The 18,626-nt window shown below is 36.4% G+C and carries 8 protein-coding genes; all 8 read left to right on the top strand.

Annotation, left to right across the window (positions count from 1 at the left end; genetic code table 11):
* Window positions 1–21: 21 nt before the first annotated feature.
* The 8 genes from trpB (at window position 22) to ACRYLU_RS07050 (ending at window position 18,586) form a co-directional block, all read left to right on the top strand.
* Window positions 22–1,230 (top strand): tryptophan synthase subunit beta, encoded by a 1,209-nt coding sequence (gene trpB, locus ACRYLU_RS07085; RefSeq protein WP_311866502.1) that lies wholly within the window; start codon window positions 22–24, stop codon window positions 1,228–1,230.
* Window positions 1,227–1,988 (top strand): tryptophan synthase subunit alpha, encoded by a 762-nt coding sequence (trpA, locus tag ACRYLU_RS07080; protein WP_260311020.1) that lies wholly within the window; start codon window positions 1,227–1,229, stop codon window positions 1,986–1,988. Before trpB ends, trpA begins: the two co-directional genes overlap by 4 nt.
* Before the next feature lie 175 nt (window positions 1,989–2,163).
* Complete coding sequence (gene licT / locus ACRYLU_RS07075) at window positions 2,164–3,003, top strand: BglG family transcription antiterminator LicT (RefSeq protein ID WP_021722748.1); 840 nt, start codon at window positions 2,164–2,166, stop codon at window positions 3,001–3,003.
* A 100-nt stretch (window positions 3,004–3,103) separates the two neighbouring features.
* On the top strand, window positions 3,104–5,014 hold the full coding sequence (locus tag ACRYLU_RS07070; RefSeq protein WP_445080811.1) for a beta-glucoside-specific PTS transporter subunit IIABC: 1,911 nt from the start codon (window positions 3,104–3,106) through the stop codon (window positions 5,012–5,014).
* A 47-nt stretch (window positions 5,015–5,061) separates the two neighbouring features.
* Window positions 5,062–6,498 carry a glycoside hydrolase family 1 protein gene (locus tag ACRYLU_RS07065; RefSeq protein WP_058206904.1) on the top strand — a complete coding sequence of 479 codons (1,437 nt, stop codon included), beginning with the start codon at window positions 5,062–5,064 and terminating at the stop codon, window positions 6,496–6,498.
* Window positions 6,499–6,968: 470 nt separating this feature from the next.
* The gene (locus ACRYLU_RS07060) at window positions 6,969–14,126 is read left to right on the top strand and encodes a KxYKxGKxW signal peptide domain-containing protein (RefSeq protein ID WP_445080810.1); all 7,158 of its coding nucleotides are present in this window, start codon (window positions 6,969–6,971) and stop codon (window positions 14,124–14,126) included.
* A 94-nt stretch (window positions 14,127–14,220) separates the two neighbouring features.
* On the top strand, window positions 14,221–15,168 hold the full coding sequence (locus ACRYLU_RS07055) for a glycosyltransferase family A protein (protein WP_445080809.1): 948 nt from the start codon (window positions 14,221–14,223) through the stop codon (window positions 15,166–15,168).
* A gap of 148 nt (window positions 15,169–15,316) precedes the next feature.
* The gene (locus ACRYLU_RS07050; protein WP_445080808.1) at window positions 15,317–18,586 is read left to right on the top strand and encodes a hypothetical protein; all 3,270 of its coding nucleotides are present in this window, start codon (window positions 15,317–15,319) and stop codon (window positions 18,584–18,586) included.
* Window positions 18,587–18,626: the final 40 nt, after the last annotated feature.

The following is an 18,626-nucleotide window of genomic DNA, read 5'->3' as shown; positions in this document are numbered from 1 at the left end:
AAAATCAAAAGGAGCAACAACATGACCTACAACCAACCTAACAACAAAGGATTTTACGGCCAATTCGGGGGCCAATTCGTACCTGAGACACTAATGACAGCAGTAAAACAATTAGAAGAAGCCTACGAAGATAGTAAAAAAGACCCTCTCTTTCAAGCAGAACTTAAAGAATTACTTAAAGACTATGTTGGACGAGAAAACCCACTCTATTATGCAAAACGCTTAACAGAATATGCGGGCGGAGCAAAAATCTATCTTAAAAGAGAAGACCTAAACCATACAGGAGCACACAAAATTAACAATGCCCTCGGACAAGTCCTCCTTGCCAAAAAAATGGGAAAAAATAAAGTCATTGCTGAAACAGGGGCAGGCCAACACGGTGTCGCAACCGCAACCGCTGCTGCCCTCTTTGGCATGGAATGTACGATTTATATGGGTGAAGAAGACGTTAAAAGACAATCTCTCAATGTCTTTCGCATGGAATTACTCGGAGCAAAAGTTCATTCAGTAACTGATGGTTCACGCGTACTTAAAGATGCGGTTAATGCAGCACTTAGAGCATGGGTTGCTCAAGTTGAAGACACGCATTATGTAATGGGCTCAGTTCTTGGACCACATCCATTTCCACAAATTGTGCGCGATTATCAAGCTGTTATTGGAAATGAGGCGCGTGCCCAATTTTTAGAAAAAGAAAATAAACTTCCAGATGCTTTAGTAGCTTGTGTCGGTGGAGGCTCAAATTCGATGGGACTTTTTTATCCCTTCGTTAATGATGAATCAGTTGCCATGTATGGTGTTGAAGCTGCTGGTCTTGGAATTGATACACCACATCATGCAGCGACAATTACTAAAGGGCGCCCCGGTGTTCTTCACGGAACACTCATGGACGTCCTTCAAGATGAAAATGGTCAAATCTTAGAAGCCTTTAGTATTTCAGCCGGTTTAGACTATCCAGGAATCGGTCCAGAACACTCTTATTTCAATGCTGTTGGACGAGCAAAATATGTTGATATTACAGATAAAGAAGCACTTGAAGGTTTTAAAATCTTATCTAGAACTGAAGGAATCATCCCAGCACTAGAAAGTTCTCATGCTATCGCCTATGCAGTTAAATTAGCAAAAGAATTAGGAGCAGATAAATCAATGATTGTTTGTCTTTCAGGACGTGGGGATAAAGATGTGGTTCAAGTAAAAGAACGACTTGAAGCAGAAAAAGAGGTGAAAAAATGAAAACTTTACAAATGACTTTAAGCAATAAAAAAAATAATTTTGTTCCTTATATCATGGCTGGCGACCATGAAAAAGGCTTAGAAGGTCTTAAAGAAACCATTCAACTTCTTGAACAAGCCGGGAGTTCCGCTATTGAAATTGGCGTTCCATTTTCAGATCCGGTTGCTGATGGCCCAGTCATCGAACAAGCAGGTTTGCGTGCTTTAGCAAGAAAAGTGTCACTTTCAAGTATTCTTGAAACCTTAAAAACACTTGATACAAAAGTTCCTCTGGTAATTATGACCTATTTCAATCCCGTCTATCAGTTTGGAATTGAAAAGTTTGTTGTGGCTCTTGAAGAAACACCAGTTAAAGGCCTTATCATTCCTGATTTGCCTAAAGAGCATGAGGACTATATCAAACCATTTATCAATGATAAAGATATCTGTTTAGTTCCTCTGGTCTCATTAACCACGCCACTTTCTCGTCAAAAAGAACTTGTAGGCGAGGCCGAAGGATTTATCTATGCCGTTGCAATCAATGGAGTAACTGGGAAAGAAAATGCTTATAGTAACCAACTTGACCAACATTTAAAAGCGTTGTCTTCATTGACGGATGTTCCTGTTTTGACAGGATTTGGAATTTCTACATTATCTGATGTGGACCGTTTTAATAAAGTGTCTTCAGGAGTTATTGTTGGTTCAAAAATTGTTCGTGATTTACATGAAGGTAAAGAAAACGAAGTTATTAAATTTATTGAAAACGCAATCAATTTTTAAAATAATTGAAAAATTAATAAAACCATATATCCTTGACAGTCCACTTTACAAATGGTATACTTTTATTAAATAAAACGGTTACAAAAATTGGATAGTGATTATTAAGTTAAGCTAGACCTTATCAAACCTATAGTCATAGGGGGATAAGGTCTATTTTTGTGAAATGGAGAAGAATGTGAAAATCAAAAAAGTTCTGAACAATAATGTAGTCATTGCTCAAAATGATAATGAAGAAACCATTCTTATGGGATTAGGCTTAGGATTTGGGAAAAAAGCAGGTGAAGTTGTTGAAGACAAAAAAATTGAAAAAATTTTTGCATTGAAAGTAACTTCTGAGCAACAGAATTTTTCAGAATTACTTTCGGAAATTCCAAGTGGAATTGTAGAACTTTCGATTTTAACTTTAGCAAAAGCAAAAACAAAATTTGATAAAACAATTTCTGATACCGTTCTGGTTGCTTTCGCTGACCATTTAAATGCAGCAATTATTCGTGAAAAAGACAATATAACTATTAAAAATTTTCTTTTATGGGATATTAAGAGATTTTTTCCAGAAGAATTCGCACTTTGTCTTGAAACACTTCAAAAAGTTCAAGAAAAACTTAATATCTCACTTCCAGAAGATGAAGCAGGTTTTCTGGCCATGCACATTGTTAATGGAACCCTGGGAAGTGGTCATGAATATGCAACGGAATTAACAAAATTAATGGAAGAAATATTAACAACTCTAAAGTATACTTTACAAGTAAACTTTAATGAGCAAGATATTTATTTTCAAAGGTTCATTACTCACCTTAAATTTTTCACCGAAAGAATACTTTCTAATACAAAAAGTGATGAAAGCACCGATGAAGATTTATTCCTTCTAATAACCAGAAAATACCCAAGAGCATACATAGGAACAAAGAAAGTCAGTGAGTTTCTTAAACAGACAAGGTCGTACGAAGTTTCTCAAAATGAACAAATATATATGACCGTTCATCTAGCACGTATTTTAGAAAAAATACAAGATTAATTTTTAAGATGACTTTAGTCATCATCAACTATGGTAACAATTGGATCGTGACATTAAGTTGGCGAAACCTCTAAAAAATATATTATTTTGGAGGTTTGTAATGGGCAAATATGAAGCTCTTGCAAAAGACATTGTAGCAAATGTAGGTGGCAAAGAAAATGTCATCTCAGTGATTAACTGTATTACACGGTTACGCTTTAAACTCAGAGATGAGAAAAAAGCAAATACCGATGTCCTGAAAAATATGGATGGTGTAGTTACAGTAATGCAATCTGGTGGCCAATACCAAGTCGTTATTGGGAATCATGTACCAGAAGTGCGTGCAGATGTAGATGCTGTCCTTGGGGTACTTGATACCTCACCATCACACTCGGCACAAAAAGGAAATCTTTTCGATCAATTTGTGGAATTGATCTCAGGAATTTTCCAACCAATATTAGCTCCATTAGCAGCAGCGGGTATGATTAAAGGGGTTAATGCAATTTTATCCTTTGCCTTGGGACAAAGTTTTCAAGCGTCTGCAACCTATGCTGTTTTTAATGCAATGGGTGATGGTCTATTTCTCTTCCTACCAATTTTCATTGGATATACTTCAATGAAAAAATTTAATGGCTCACCATTTGTTGGAATGATGATTGCCGCAGCACTTGTTTACCCAGGTTTCGTAGACGGAACAGTTGCAAAAACATTTGCAGAAAGTGGTGGATTAAGCCTCTTTGGAATTCCTTTTTCAGTACCAACTGCTGGCTACGGGTCTTCTGTAATGCCAATTATTGCCATTACAGCATTTGCAGCATTTTTAGAACACCAGTTAAAGAAAATTATTCCTGATGTAGTAAAGCTTTTCTTGACACCATTCTTTACGGCAATCATCTCAATTCCTCTAGGCTTCCTAGTTATTGGACCAGTAATGAATCTTGCTTCAGATGCTTTAGGTAAAGGTTTACTAGCATTACAAGGATTTAATCCTATTATCTTTGGTTTAGTGCTAGGATTTGCTTGGCAAGTCTTAGTCATGTTTGGATTACATTGGGCAATTGTTCCATTTGCAATTATCGCATTAGCAAAAGGAGAACCAACCGCGCTTTTAATTGCCGCAAGTGTTGCATCGTTTGCGCAAACTGGAGCTGTTGGAGCAGTGATGTTAAAAACAAAAGACAAACGACTTCGTGAATTAGCAATACCAGCCTTTATTTCTGGTTGGTTTGGTGTTACAGAACCAGCAATTTACGGAATTACCCTCCCTAAGAAACGTCCATTTTGGGTTTCATGTATCGTAAGTGGAATTTTATCAGCTGTTGCCATGGCCTTGGGAATTAAAGCCTATACAATGGGAGCTTTGGGAATCTTCAGTTTTACATCTAATATTACCCTTACAGGTGAAGTTTCAGGCGCGATTAAAATGATGATTGTATCAGCTGTTGCAGTTATAGCAGGCTTTGTAGTAACCTATCTTGTGGGATTTGAAGATGATGTTATTGAAAATCCAATCCCTGACAAAAAATTTAATAAACAAAAAACGAATAAAGAAATAATTGGAAGCCCTCTTGAAGGAAAAGTTATTCCACTATCACAAGTTAAAGATGCAGCCTTTTCTGCAGGTGTAATGGGCAAAGGAGCAGCGATTGAACCAACACTAGGTGAGGTTCGTGCTCCATTTGATGGAATGGTTATGATTTTGTTCCCAACTAAACATGCAGTAGGTTTAATTTCAAATGAGGGAACTGAACTTCTCATTCATATCGGAATAGATACTGTCCAACTTGAAGGAAAATACTTTGAAACCTTTGTAAAACAAGGACAGAGTGTAAAAAAAGGTGACTTACTCCTCAAGTTTGATATTGAGCGTATTCAAAATGCGGGATACAGTACTCAAGTTCCAATCATTGTAACAAATACTCAGGATTATATGGACATTCTAGTTACAAATCAATCGACGATTCATCAAAATGAAGTGCTACTAACTGCAGTTAATGCACAAACAACTGAATTAGTGGCAAATCCAGTTTAAAATAGCATTGATGAAAAACTTTAAAAATTAGATAGGAAAATTATAAAATGACATTTAAAACAGACTTTTTATGGGGTGGAGCAACGGCAGCAAATCAATTAGAAGGTGCTTATGATATAGATGGCAAAGGGCTCTCAGTAGCAGATGCAATGCCAGGAGGTAAAGAAAGATTGGCAATTCTTGCAAGTCCGGAATTTGATTGGACGATTGATACTGAACATTTTACTTATCCAAATCATGATGGAATTGATCATTATCATCATTTTAAAGAAGACATTGCATTATTTGCAGAAATGGGATTTAAAGCTTACCGTTTTTCGGTAGCTTGGTCAAGAATTTTTCCAATGGGAGATGAAACAACTCCAAATGAAAAAGGTTTGCTTTTTTATGATCAACTAATTGATGAGTGTTTGAAATATGGAATTGAACCAGTGGTTACAATTTCCCACTATGAAATGCCACTTAATTTAGCTAAAACATATGGAGGATGGAAAAATCGCGAACTAATCGAATTTTATGTCCGTTTTGCAAAAGTTTTGTTAGAACGTTATCAAGACAAAGTGAAATATTGGATGACTTTTAATGAAATCAATTCAGCAACATTCTTTTCAGGCTTAAGTCAAGGACTTGTTCCATCTAATGGTGGAGATGATAAAACTAATGTTTTCAAAGCTTGGCATAATCAATTTGTTGCAAGTGCTCAAGCTGTAAAATTTGGGCATGACTTGAATAAGAGTTTACAAATTGGTTGTATGAGTATTTATTCAACAACTTATTCGTTCGATGCAAACCCAGTAAATCAATTAGCAACACAAGAAAGCATTCAAGAGTTTAATTATTTCTGTAATGATGTACAAGTTCGAGGAGCATATCCTGCATTTACCAATAGACTTCATCGTAAACATGGAGTAAATGCAGATGCACTTGAAATTTCCGAAGAAGATCTAAAGATAATAAAAGAAGGAACAGTTGATTATATAGGATTTAGTTATTATATGTCGACTGTAGAATCAAAAACAGGGGAAGGCGTTCAAGCTTCAGGAAATATGGTTCTTGGAGGAGTTAAAAATCCCTTTTTAAAAGAAAGCGAATGGGGTTGGGCAGTTGACCCTGACGGACTTCGTTACGCCCTTAATGATTTATACGGTCGCTATCAAGTCCCGCTCTTCATTGTCGAAAATGGCTTAGGTGCAATTGATAAAGTAGAAGAAGACGGAACGATACAAGATGATTATCGTATTGATTATCTCAAAAAACACATTCAATCAATGAATGAAGCAGTTGAAGATGGTGTCGACCTAATGGGTTACACACCTTGGGGCTGTATTGATTTAGTTTCAGCATCTACAGGAGAAATGAGTAAGCGTTATGGATTCATCTACGTTGACTTAGATGACGAAGGAAATGGAACAAAAAAACGTTCTAAGAAAAAATCATTTGATTGGTATAAAGAAGTAATTGCTTCAAACGGTACTAACATGTAAAAGGTAGAAACCTCATCAATATGATGAGGTTTTTTTAATTGTTAACTCAAAAGATAATTAAATGAAAGGTAAAATCAAAATGTATTCTATGAAATACTATGTTTATTTAAAACAAAAACAAAAAATCTAAAAGAAATATATGAAATAAAAGAAAGAAAGAAAGTTGTATAATTTATCAAAAGGAATTTGTACATATTCCTGATAAGGTTTTCATTCTTTCATAAAGGCTGAAAATACATCATTTTACATTTATTCATGGAAATAATCATTGAACTAAGTCAAAAGAAAAGAGGCGTGAAGATGAGAATAAGTAATGTTACCATTAGGGGCTTCCCTGTTTATTGAAAGAAGTCACAATGACTTTTAGTAGTTTTAGTTGAAACTTATCATATGTTAAATTATTGGAATATTCACTAGTCATAATAAAAATATTTACTCTAAAAAATATTATGACGAACAAAGGAGAACTGATGAAAAACAATCAATTCAAAATTCCTGAAAATGCGCAAGTTCATGAAAATTTTAGAACTTGGAAATCAGGAAAACAATGGCTCTATGCCTCGTCTATCCTTGCTTTAGTAGTTTCAGGTGGAGCAATTGCTTCCTCTTCCCATGGCGTTTTTGCTGACCAAGTTCTTTCAACTTCAACAGGTAAAACAACTGGAGCAGAAAACACTGCAACTGGTGGACTTGGATCAAATGCTACAGCTGGGGCTGATAATGCTTCTGTAGCAAATTCAGCTAATACAGTGGCAAAATCTTCAGCAAATCCGAGTAGTTATACTGATGCACAAGTAAATTCTTCAAGTGCTGTACTTAAGCAAGATAATAATTCTGGAAATCCAATTGGCGCACCAGAAGCGAGTAACTCACAAAACACAAACGGTACTGGCGGAGCAACAACAATTGGTATCAATAGTTCATCTACTGCTTCAAGTGGAGGAACGATTAATACAACCTCTTCGACAAACTTGAATTCAAATGGAGCAGTAACAGCTGGTTCTGGAGCAGCTTCACAAACAACAGTTGATATTAAAGCAACTCAGTCAATTTCAAATTCAGGTTCTACGCTTTCTGATGGTTCTTATTCATGGACTGTTTCGCCATCGACTGACCAAACACAAGCAGGTTATTCTGTAGCTGCTGTAACAATTACAACTCCAGGTACGGATTCTGGTCAGTCCTCTGCAGGAGGAGCGACAGCTCAACTTGCTGGTGGGACATACACAAAACTTACAAGCGGTCAGCCATCTTCCGGAAGTTTTACAGCAACTTCAACAGCAAATACAATTACAGCTTCTTCAGTAGCAGCAAATAATTCAATGATTGATGCACTTCGTAAATCAAATGCTTCTATCGAATCTGCATATTACTCAGAAACAGCAGTATTAATTTCTGATGGTGCCACTACAGTATTATCTTCTTTAGCTAGTAATGTTTCATCAGCTTTTGCGCTGGTTTCAGCTGTAGCGACATCTGATAATTTATTAACCTACAGCTCTGCTTATTCTCTACTGAGTGCAACCCTGACATCTATCCAAGCCAGCTATACAGCAAGTTCACTGCTTGCATTACAAAATATGTCTTCTGCAGGTTCTTATGCGATAGCTGCATCAAATGCTACAACAACGATTTCTTCTGCAAGTTCAGTAGTTTCATCAGCAACCTCAACAGCATCAGTAGCTTCTTCAAATGCCATTTCGAATTCATCTGAAATGAATAAACAATCTGCTTTTTCAGTAGCAGCAATTGGGGCTAACTCTGCTGGCTTATCAAGCTATACTTCATCAGCTACTAGCACTTTTACTTCTCAAGTAGCCGCAGGTCAATCGGCAGCAAATCTTGCAACAACGAGTAATTATATTTGGGAAAGTTTGGCTTCAAGCTATACATCAAGCGTAGCTTCATCATACGCCCAAAGTGCCTATGATTCCGCTTATAAAGCAGCAGGGGGTACCATTGTTGCCGGTGTCTATATTCCCAACCCATCAGATCTTATTACAGGATCTAGCACGAGTAAAACTGCCCAAGTAGCCGCTGATTCTGATCCTAACAATATTTCTTATGCTTCCCTTGCAAGTTCTTATGGTTTGATAGCTAATTCATATAGTACAGCAGCAATTAATGCCTCTGGGGCCTATGTACAAGCTTCAAATGCATATTCTTCAGCGAATGCCACAATGAAATCTATGAGTTCTATTGTTTCATCTGCAACTTCAGTAGCAACTTCGGCAACTTCACTATTGAATTCAGCTTCGGCAGCACAATCGGCTTTTAATAGTATTGCTAACTCTTATATTACTATTATTCATTCAGAGTCAGTCTTACTTGATGGAGCACAGTCTGCTTATATCTCAATCGCTACTTCAATTACAGATTCCATTGCAACTAATAATTCAGGTACAGCAATTGCGTCATCTGTAGCGGCATATAATGATTTACAAAAATCACAAGCAGATGATTTTGCTAACGCTTCTACATTTGCATCTAATGCGTCTACTGCAAATACTACTTTTGATGAACAGAGTGAGATACTTTCCTCAGCTTCGGTTGTAGCAGCTTCTGCAAGTGCTGGAATTGCAATGCAAAATTCTTTAGCAACTTCTTATTCAATAATTGCATCCTCATATCAAACACAATCGAATACAAGCTTAGCTTCATCATATGCTAATATTGCTAACTCTTATAGTACAATTGCTTCAAGTTTGGCTACAGTTCAACAAACTGCGCAATCTTTATATGATATGGCATCAACAGCGGCAGCTACCGCGTCAACTGCAGTTTTCACTAATAACACGAATTTAACAAGTCTTTCAGCTTTAATTACTGCTCAAACAGGGTCAACCCTTGAATTTCTTGAATTAGGTAATATTCTTGCGCTATCCTCAGCTGTAGTTGCAAACAATCAAACAATTGCTTCGCTTGGTTCTAACAATGCTTTGACAACAACTTATGGAAAAAATTATCAAACGACCCAAGATTCGCAAGCCTTAGTTTCTGTTCAGTTTACAGGTAATTCATCAGCAACATCACTTGTAAATACAGCCTTTAGTTCAGGAGTTGCTTCTTATGCTGCGGCAGCAGTAGCAGTTGACTCTTTAGCGACGGCAACGAATTCGACATTACTTAGCCTTGCATTACAGCTTTATACAGCTCAACAAGCAGAAAATAACATGCTTAAAATGGTTGGAGCATCAAATCTATTAATTGATACAACCAATACTCAACAACTTGTAACTCAATTGAGCGCTTCCCAAGCAAATAAATTGATGAATTCCGCAGCAGTTGTTGCAGCATCTCAAGCAACCAAAGCTTTGATTGGAACGCCAACATATTCACTATTAGGAGCAGTAAATAATGCTACCACATTTAATATCGATATTAATGGAAATGTAACGCCAGTAGCTGGAGGAACAGGAACGACTCAAGTTACTGTTTATAATAATGGTGCATTATATAATATCTATTCAGAAGATTTGCAAACCTATCAACTTAATGCTTTGATGGATTATGTTGTGAACGTTGGAATCCCAATTACAGGTCCTACTTTTGGCTCTTTTAAAATTTCCGATATCCTAGGACTAAATAACTATCAAGATATTACTCAAGCGACAACAGCAGTGCTTGGAAATTCGATAGCTCAAGCAGCAACTCAAGCACAGCAACCCTTATCTGCTTTAATTAACGCATTACTTTCTTATCAACAAACAGTAAATGCAGCACAAACGACTTTGGATGGTTTAGCAACAAATGCTAAAGCTGTAGTTAAGGGAACAAATGGTATTTATACACAATCTATTTTGGCACCTGTAACAATGAATACTGATGGTACATTAACGATCAATGCCGATGGGATTTCATATACAACAGCGGTTAGTCAAAATATTTCAAATATCATGGCTAACTTAATTAGTCAGGCGACATTGGCAGCCAATACCGTATCTACACTTCCTATTGCTGTTTCTACAGCACAAGCAAGCCAAGCTTCAACAAAAGTTTCCGCAGCAGCCTTATCTTCATCCAATATTGCTGGATTAATGCCAATCAATCTTTCTGCAGCAGTTTCTAATGCAATTGCAGCAGGTGATTTGCAATCTAACCTTGGAGTAAATCTTGCCTATGCAAAATATCTTGCATTATCAGGCGCCCTCGCAATTTACGGTTTATCAACGAATACTAATACAGCTTCTGTTGCAGGTAGTTATATTGCAACGGCTCAAGGAAATATTAACACGATTTTCCAAAATATGTTGAATACTGCAAATAATGCAACAGGTTCAGTAGCAGCTGACACGTCCGCCATGAATGTAGTTACTCAATCTAATGGCATTCTATCAGGAGCTTCTAGTGCAATGTCTGTTGCTATGTCTTCAGCTATTCAACAAATTTTAACAAGTTCAGGTTATTCAGCAACTGGACTTGCGACAGTTGCAGTTGGTTTGACATTTAATGATCCAACAGAACAAATTTTAGAGAATTTAAAAACAGCTAATTATTATTATGAAGGTCAATCTGCAGCTATAACTGATAGACAATTAGATAATACTTTTGTTCCAGAAACAACAGTAATTACTGCAAACGCTTTAGGAGCAGTTCAAGGGGTATCAGCAGCACCAGGCCAAACCCAATATACTTCAGTTGTTTATCAAGTAAATACAGATGATATTCAAGGGGTCATCAATGCTGTAGCCTCTGATGGTACATCAATCGGTTCATATACCTATGATAAGTATGCTGGAGAAACAGTTTCAGCACCTACAATTTCAGGATATGCACTTGTAACTGGAACTGCAAGTTCGGCAACAGTTGATACAGCTGGAAGCCCAATCACATTTACCTACGAATCAACTGATCCATCTACTGGTCAAGAGTTCACAGGTTCTTATGGATATACACTTGCCTACGAACAAGGAGAAAATCTTCCAGCAAGCACAAATCAAACAGTTTATGCTGTTCTTGATGTTTGGAATGCGGATATGCCAAGTTCTACTCAAGATGGAACTGCTACTTTGTACGCAGATGGTAAAGCAATTGCCACTATCAATGTGTCTATCAAAGTTGGAGCTGATGGCGTATCTAAAGAAAATATCTTTAAATTCTCTGGACTTGATTTGAGTCAATATGCAAATGCATTCTTGACTTCTGACTTTTCTGTTGGGGATCCTTTGACTGGTAATTCAGGAAATGGTCTTTATGTCTCACCTCTTTGGGATGAAACACAAAGTACAGCTTCATCTGCAGTAAGTATTGCATCTGAAGCTTCAAATGAAGCCTCATCTGGATCCTCAACAGCAAGTTCTCTTGCAAGTCAATATCCAGATGATACTAATCTCCAAAGCTTTGCCTCAGATGCCTCAACATCAGCAAGCACAGCAAGCTCATTAGCGAGTCAAGCAAGCGATCATGCAAGTCAAGCGCAATCACTTGTTGATAAAGCAAGCTCAGAAGCAAATCAAGCTGGATCTGCAGCTATTAGTAGTGATCCTGACTTTGATTCTTATCGGTCAGAAGTTATGGCAGACTCAATAGCAGCATCAAGTCTTGCTTCACAAGCATTAAGTGAAGCTGAAGCCGCATCATATGCTGCAAGTCAAGCTGAATCAGATGCTTCAGCAGCTTCAAGCTATGTTGCTTCTTCAAACGCTAATTCGGATAGTTCAGGCGGAACAACAAATCCAACATCAAGTACAGATGGTGGCTCAAGTTCAGGCGGAACAACAAATCCAACATCAAGCACAGATGGCGGCTCAAGTTCAGGTGGAACAACAAATCCAACATCAAGTACAGATGGTAGCTCAAGTTCAGGCGGAACAACAAATCCAACATCAAGTACAGATGGTAGCTCAAGTTCAGGCGGAACAACAAACCCAACATCAAGCACAGATGGTGGCTCAAGTTCAGGCGGAACAACAAATCCAACATCAAGCACAGATGGTAGCTCAAGTTCAGGCGGAACAACAAACCCAACATCAAGCACAGATGGCGGCTCAAGTTCAGGCGGAACAACAAACCCAACATCAAGCACAGATGGTGGCTCAAGTTCAGGCGTAACAACAAACCCAACATCAAGCACAGATGGCGGCTCAAGTTCAGGTGGAACAACAAACCCAACATCAAGTACAGATGGTGGCTCAAGTTCAGGCGGAACAACAAATCCAACATCAAGTACAGATGGTGGCTCAAGTTCAGGCGGAACAACAAACCCAACATCAAGCACAGATGGTAGCTCAAGTTCAGGCGGAACAACAAATCCAACATCAAGTACAGATGGTAGCTCAAGTTCAGGCGGAACAACAAACCCAACATCAAGCACAGATGGTGGCTCAAGTTCAGGCGGAACAACAAATCCAACATCAAGCACAGATGGTGGCTCAAGTTCAGGCGGAACAACAAATCCAACATCAAGCACAGATGGTAGCTCAAGTTCAGGCGGAACAACAAACCCAACATCAAGTACAGATGGTGGCTCAAGTTCAGGCGGAACAACAAACCCAACTACTCCTAGTGACGGTAAAACCGTTACCTTACCAGGTAAAGATGGTAAGCCAGGTACAGATGATGATGTTACTGTAACTGGGGATCAACCATTGACACCAGGTTCAGACGGAAGTGTTACACTTCCAAGTGATGGAAGAAAAGTTGATCGTCCTGATGGCTCATACAATGTTCCTGGAGGAACAATAGTAGACCCAGATGGCACGATTCATCTCCCAGGTGGTGATATCGTTAACCCAGATGGTACTGTTACATTACCTGGACAAGACGGTAAAACTGGTACAGGCGATGACGGTAAGGTTAAACCAAACGGCCCAATTATTCCAGGTGATAATGGAAGCGTCACTCTCCCAGACGGAGGAGGTACAGTTACAACACCAGGAGGAACGATTAATGTTCCAGGAGGAAGTGTCGTAGACCCAGATGGCACAGTTCATCTCCCAGGTGGCAATGTCGTTAACCCAGATGGTACTATTACATTACCTGGACAAGACGGTAAAACTGGCACAGGTGATGACGGTAAGGTTAAACCAAATGGTCCATCTATTTCAAACCCAGATGGAAGCATTACGCTCCCTGGCGGCGGTACAGTTCAAACGCCTGGAGGAACGATTAATGTTCCAGGAGGAAGTGTCGTAGACCCAGATGGCACAGTTCATCTCCCAGGTGGCAATGTCGTTAACCCAGATGGTACTATTACATTACCTGGACAAGACGGTAAAACTGGCACAGGTGATGACGGTAAGGTTAAACCAAATGGTCCATCTATTTCAAACCCAGATGGAAGCATTACGCTCCCTGGCGGTGGTACAGTTCAAACGCCTGGAGGAACTATTGATCTTCCTGAAGGTACTGTTATTGACCCAGATGGCACAATTCATCTTCCAAACGGTGAAATAATTAATCCAGATGGTACCATTACTGGTAAAAATACTAAAATAAATACTTCTAATGAGACTCAAAATTCAACATTGACTCCTCTTGGAACTCCTGTTGGAATCAGCACAAGTAATACTAAATTACCAAAAACTGGTGATGTTTCTTTAAGTAGCGAAGAAGCGTTAGCTCTAGGATTTGGTGCCTTACTTGGTGTACTTACTCTTACTGAGGTAAAACGTCGTAAAGAAAATTAATTTGCTTATGATTAAAGCAGATAGTTTATGAGCGCAAATTTAAAATTTCAAAGATTATACCATTGAAAATCATAAAGGGAAGAAACTAAAAAATATGAAAAAAGTAAGTATTATCATTCCTTTCAAGGGGCAGACGGAATCGGAACTAATGCTTCCGTTAGCATCTATTTATAATCAGATTGGAATTGATCTTTCACAACTGGATATCCATCTTGTTAATGATGGGGGAGAACCAATTAATTTAAAAAAGTTTGATGTTTTAGCAGACAAACTTGAAATTAATTATCATGAAATATCAAGTAGTGGGCCGGGTGTTGCTAGGCAGTACGGTATAGATCATTCTAAGAGTGAATATATTATGTTTATTGATGCTGATGATGTTCTCTACTATGTGGGCGCACTATGGCCGTTTTATAATGCGGCTAATAAAGGCCATCAAATGATATTGGCCGGTTATTGGGAACAAGTTGCCGGAAATCCCTATACTTACATAGTTCATAATAATAAAGATGTTAAAGCTGTTTATGGAAAGTGGTATAAACGTACTTACTTAGAAATGATAAATTTAAGATTTTTGGTTGATTTACCAATTTATGAAGATACTTATTTTGTTGGTTTGGCTTGTATACTATCAACTGATAAATGTTACCTTGAAGAAGTCGTTTACATGTGGTTATGTAATCCTAAATCCATTACAAGAAATTCTGAAAATATGTTTAATTATCAAGCTCATATTTGGGCAAGAGAAAACAGGCATTGGTTTGAAATGATTCGTAAATGGAAGCCTGAAAGGTTACAATCTGATTTTGAAAACTATTTAACAGATATGTATTTGAAATCCCAAAAATTTTCGCCAATAGATGAGGAAAAATGGTTAAAGGAACAGCGTATACTGATCGAAAATGTTTCTGATATTTTCTCTGGCTGGACTCCAGAACTTCAAAAACAGGTTAATGAGAAAAGCGCCGATATTAATAATCAGTGGTATGGAATTAATACTGATGGTTTTAAGGAGTGGATAGCTCAAACTCTTCCCTGGTAACATAAAGGATTTTTAAAAGTTAAGTTAATCTTTTGAAACGAATCCTTTCCAATTTTAGGCGGATAGATAAAAATATCTATCTGCCTAATGTTATTATTTATTATTATTATTTTTTAAACTTTATTTATTAGAGAGGTTGGGTTCGTTAATGAAGAAACAAGGCAGACAACTTAATATTTTGAATAGTTTGTTCTTGAAAAATTCGAAAGAGCAAAAATCGTCGTCAAGGGAGATTCCTGACAGTCAAATTGAATTGAAAGCTAGTAAAGAATTAGGAGTGGCAATACGGCAAAAGGAAGTGAGTAATATGGTGGGAAGGAGTAACTATTCTTCAGAATTGAGAACACACAAACAACTACTTGAAAAATATCTACAACATTCAGAAAAATACTTTAATGATTTAGCTGAATATAAAAAAGGATATCTAGTATTAAATCGTAGTTTAGAAGATTTTAATCAACTTTCTCAAAAGATGGCTGATAAAAAAGAAGAGTATACTTCTGAAATGGTCAAATACGAAGGAATAAAGCAAAAGTATGAGCAAAGTCTTAAGGAATATCAAGAAATCACTGAAGAATATGAAAATATTATTCAAGATAGAGAAGTAGTTCAAAGAAAGTTTGAAGAACACTCTATAGCTCTAAAAAAAATTAACGATGAGGTACAAGAGTTAATTGATAAAAAGTCTGAAAAAAACGATATTTTTGTTGAGTTAAAGGGTAAATTGGTGATAGAGAGAGAAGTATTTAAAGCAACACAAAGTCGTTTGAACGGGATTGTCTCTGTCTATGATTTACTTAAAAAAAATTATCAGGAAAAGAAAGAAACTTTTGAAGAATCACGTAAGAAATATCACCATGCAAATACCATAAAAAATGATTGGGAGATGCTAGTCAAAGATTTTGAAAAAACTAAAGCTAATAAACAGAAATTCGAGCAAAACCTTCAATCTATTGATAAAAAAATAAAGAATACAGAAGAAGAAGCGAAAACCTCAAAAGAAATTTATAGTTTTGTTGAGCCTTCTTTGGCTGCAATGGAAGAAAAATATAAAGAACACAAAAAAAACTATGAAGCAGTAGCTATTGCTTATAATATTTCCAAAAAAAGCTATGATACAGAGTATGGTAAGTATGCTGAACTTAAAGAAAATCTAGAAGAAATGAATAGTCTGAAAAATCCGAGTAAGGCTGTCATTGGTTATATCACCCGTGACAGGGATGTAGCCAAAAGTAGGGTGGATAATTTGGCGAAAGATTTTTATCCTTTGGAAGAAAAGTTTAAACTACAAAAAAGCGTTTTTGAGCAAGTCAGTGCTAGCTATCAACTAGTGAAAAACCTTGTTGAAGAGAAGAAAGATAAGTCAAAAGTTTATAATGATTCTTTGAGACAAACATTGGCTGCTCAGAAAAAAATTACAATGGTTTTAGAAGTGTTGAAATCAAAATATGGGCTTCTAAACCACCAACGGGGACAATCACAAGAAGCATTTAAAGTTATTTCTCAGGAGTACGATAAACTTGAACTCGAATTCCAGAAAGAGCAAACGTCTTTCAAAAATATAAAAGATGATTATATAGCTTTTGAAACTCGGTATAACTCCACTAAGGAATCTTATGATACTGCTAAAGAAAAGCTTGCTCAAAGCGAGGAGAATATTGAAATTGTTAAAAAAGCATATTCTGATGTTGCAGGCCTCCTCAGAATTGCAACGGCAAATAAAGAATCCATTCTAGTAAACTATAAAGAATCTGAAAAAGAACTTAAGAAGTTGACAGACATAAAAGATGGACTAAAGTTTGAAGTAGAAAATAATTTCTCAGCTTTAGAGGAAACTTACCAAAATGGTGAGCAAATTTATTTACGCTTAAAAGAACAGTCAAAAAATTGGCATGACGAATATCCTCAGTATAATAGTTCTTATAAAAAAATATTATCTGAGTATACAAATATGAGTAATCAACTCGAAAAGCTAAATCAACAATACAAAGTTATTTATAGTGATTATCAATTTTTAGATAAATCTAGAGAGGCTGCTCAAAAGCAATATCAAGAAGAAATGAGAAAATATAATTCCAATCAGGAATTATATAATCGATTGACTCAAGAATTTAATCATTGTTTAGATTTAAGAAATATTGTTCTAAAAAAAGATAATGACTTTGAAACTGCTTTGCATAATTTGAATCAATTTATCTTTAAAAATGATATGTTTACTTTCCCAATTAATGAAGCAACCGGTTCTAATTTTATAGATGAATTTAATATTCCTGAAATTGAGTTTAATGAATCATCAATAAGATTAACCAGAAAATTCGAACTATCAAAATGGACAGAAACATTTCACAGATTTTATTCCCAAACTGAGGTAATAGCTAAGGATCTTGTTAAAGCATTGGCGGAATATCAAAAACAGGTTTCAATTTTTATACGACTTGGAGGGAAAAGACTTATCGATTTGGGAAATAGTGATATAGCTTATCGTGGAACAAACATTGAAAACTACTTAAATAGGCTATTAACCAACTTCAAGGAGTGGCAGATAGAATATGAAAATAGAGAGCACGTTTTCGCCTTATTAGTTAAAGATTATCGTCAATATTTGGATGAATCAATTAAATTAAATGAGAACATTGCTAAAATGTCAGATTCTAAGAATGGTTTGCAAGAAATTATGAATGCAATTAATTCACTTCCAAATTACATGGATATTTATAGTGCTTCTTACCGCAATGTTGAAGTGTTGGCGAATAGTCTTGGGAGTGAGGTTTCAGACTTAACGCATTTACAAAGTGTTGATGAATTAAAAGTGACAATTCATAAAGTTTATCTTGAGCATATTCAAGCTTTGATTGATGAAAACCTAGAAGATACAATTACACATTTTACCAAAATTCGTTCCAGTTACGATCAAAGTATTAGTAATTTAAGAAAACGATTGGATTCAATGGAAAAAATGACAGGTATTCCGACAAGAAAAATTGTAATAGAAAGCTCCCTACCAAATGATCTTGATTTAAAAACCTACTTTAAAAGTGCATTAGATGATAATGTAAAACAATTACTTTCTACGATTACTGGAAGTTCATCATTTATTAATAGCGTGAAAAAAGTTAATCAATTTAAACGAGTTCAAAATCTCTTATCTGTTAATGAAGGAGGAATTGCAATTGTTCTTCCAGAAGTACCAATCAATTTTAATCCAAAGGAACTAGAATTTTCACTTGTAGTAGCTAGCGTAAAAAATATTGAAGCTCCGAATAAGGTAGAAAAGTTGGTTTCTTCTTATCCAACGCCAGAACAACCAAATATTCTCAGTGAGAAACCAAGTTTTATCGAAGATATTCTTGAAATAGAGAAAATAGAAAAGCAACACCAAAACATAGAAAAAAAAGAAGCGCTAAAAGCTCTTGCTTAATATCAGTTTTAATAATATATCTAACTGAAAGGTATTGATA

This window comes from Lactococcus sp. KTH0-1S, assembly GCF_052544945.1.
The sequence above is the reverse complement of the archived record's forward strand: the minus strand, read 5'-3'. Positions and strand labels throughout refer to the sequence as shown.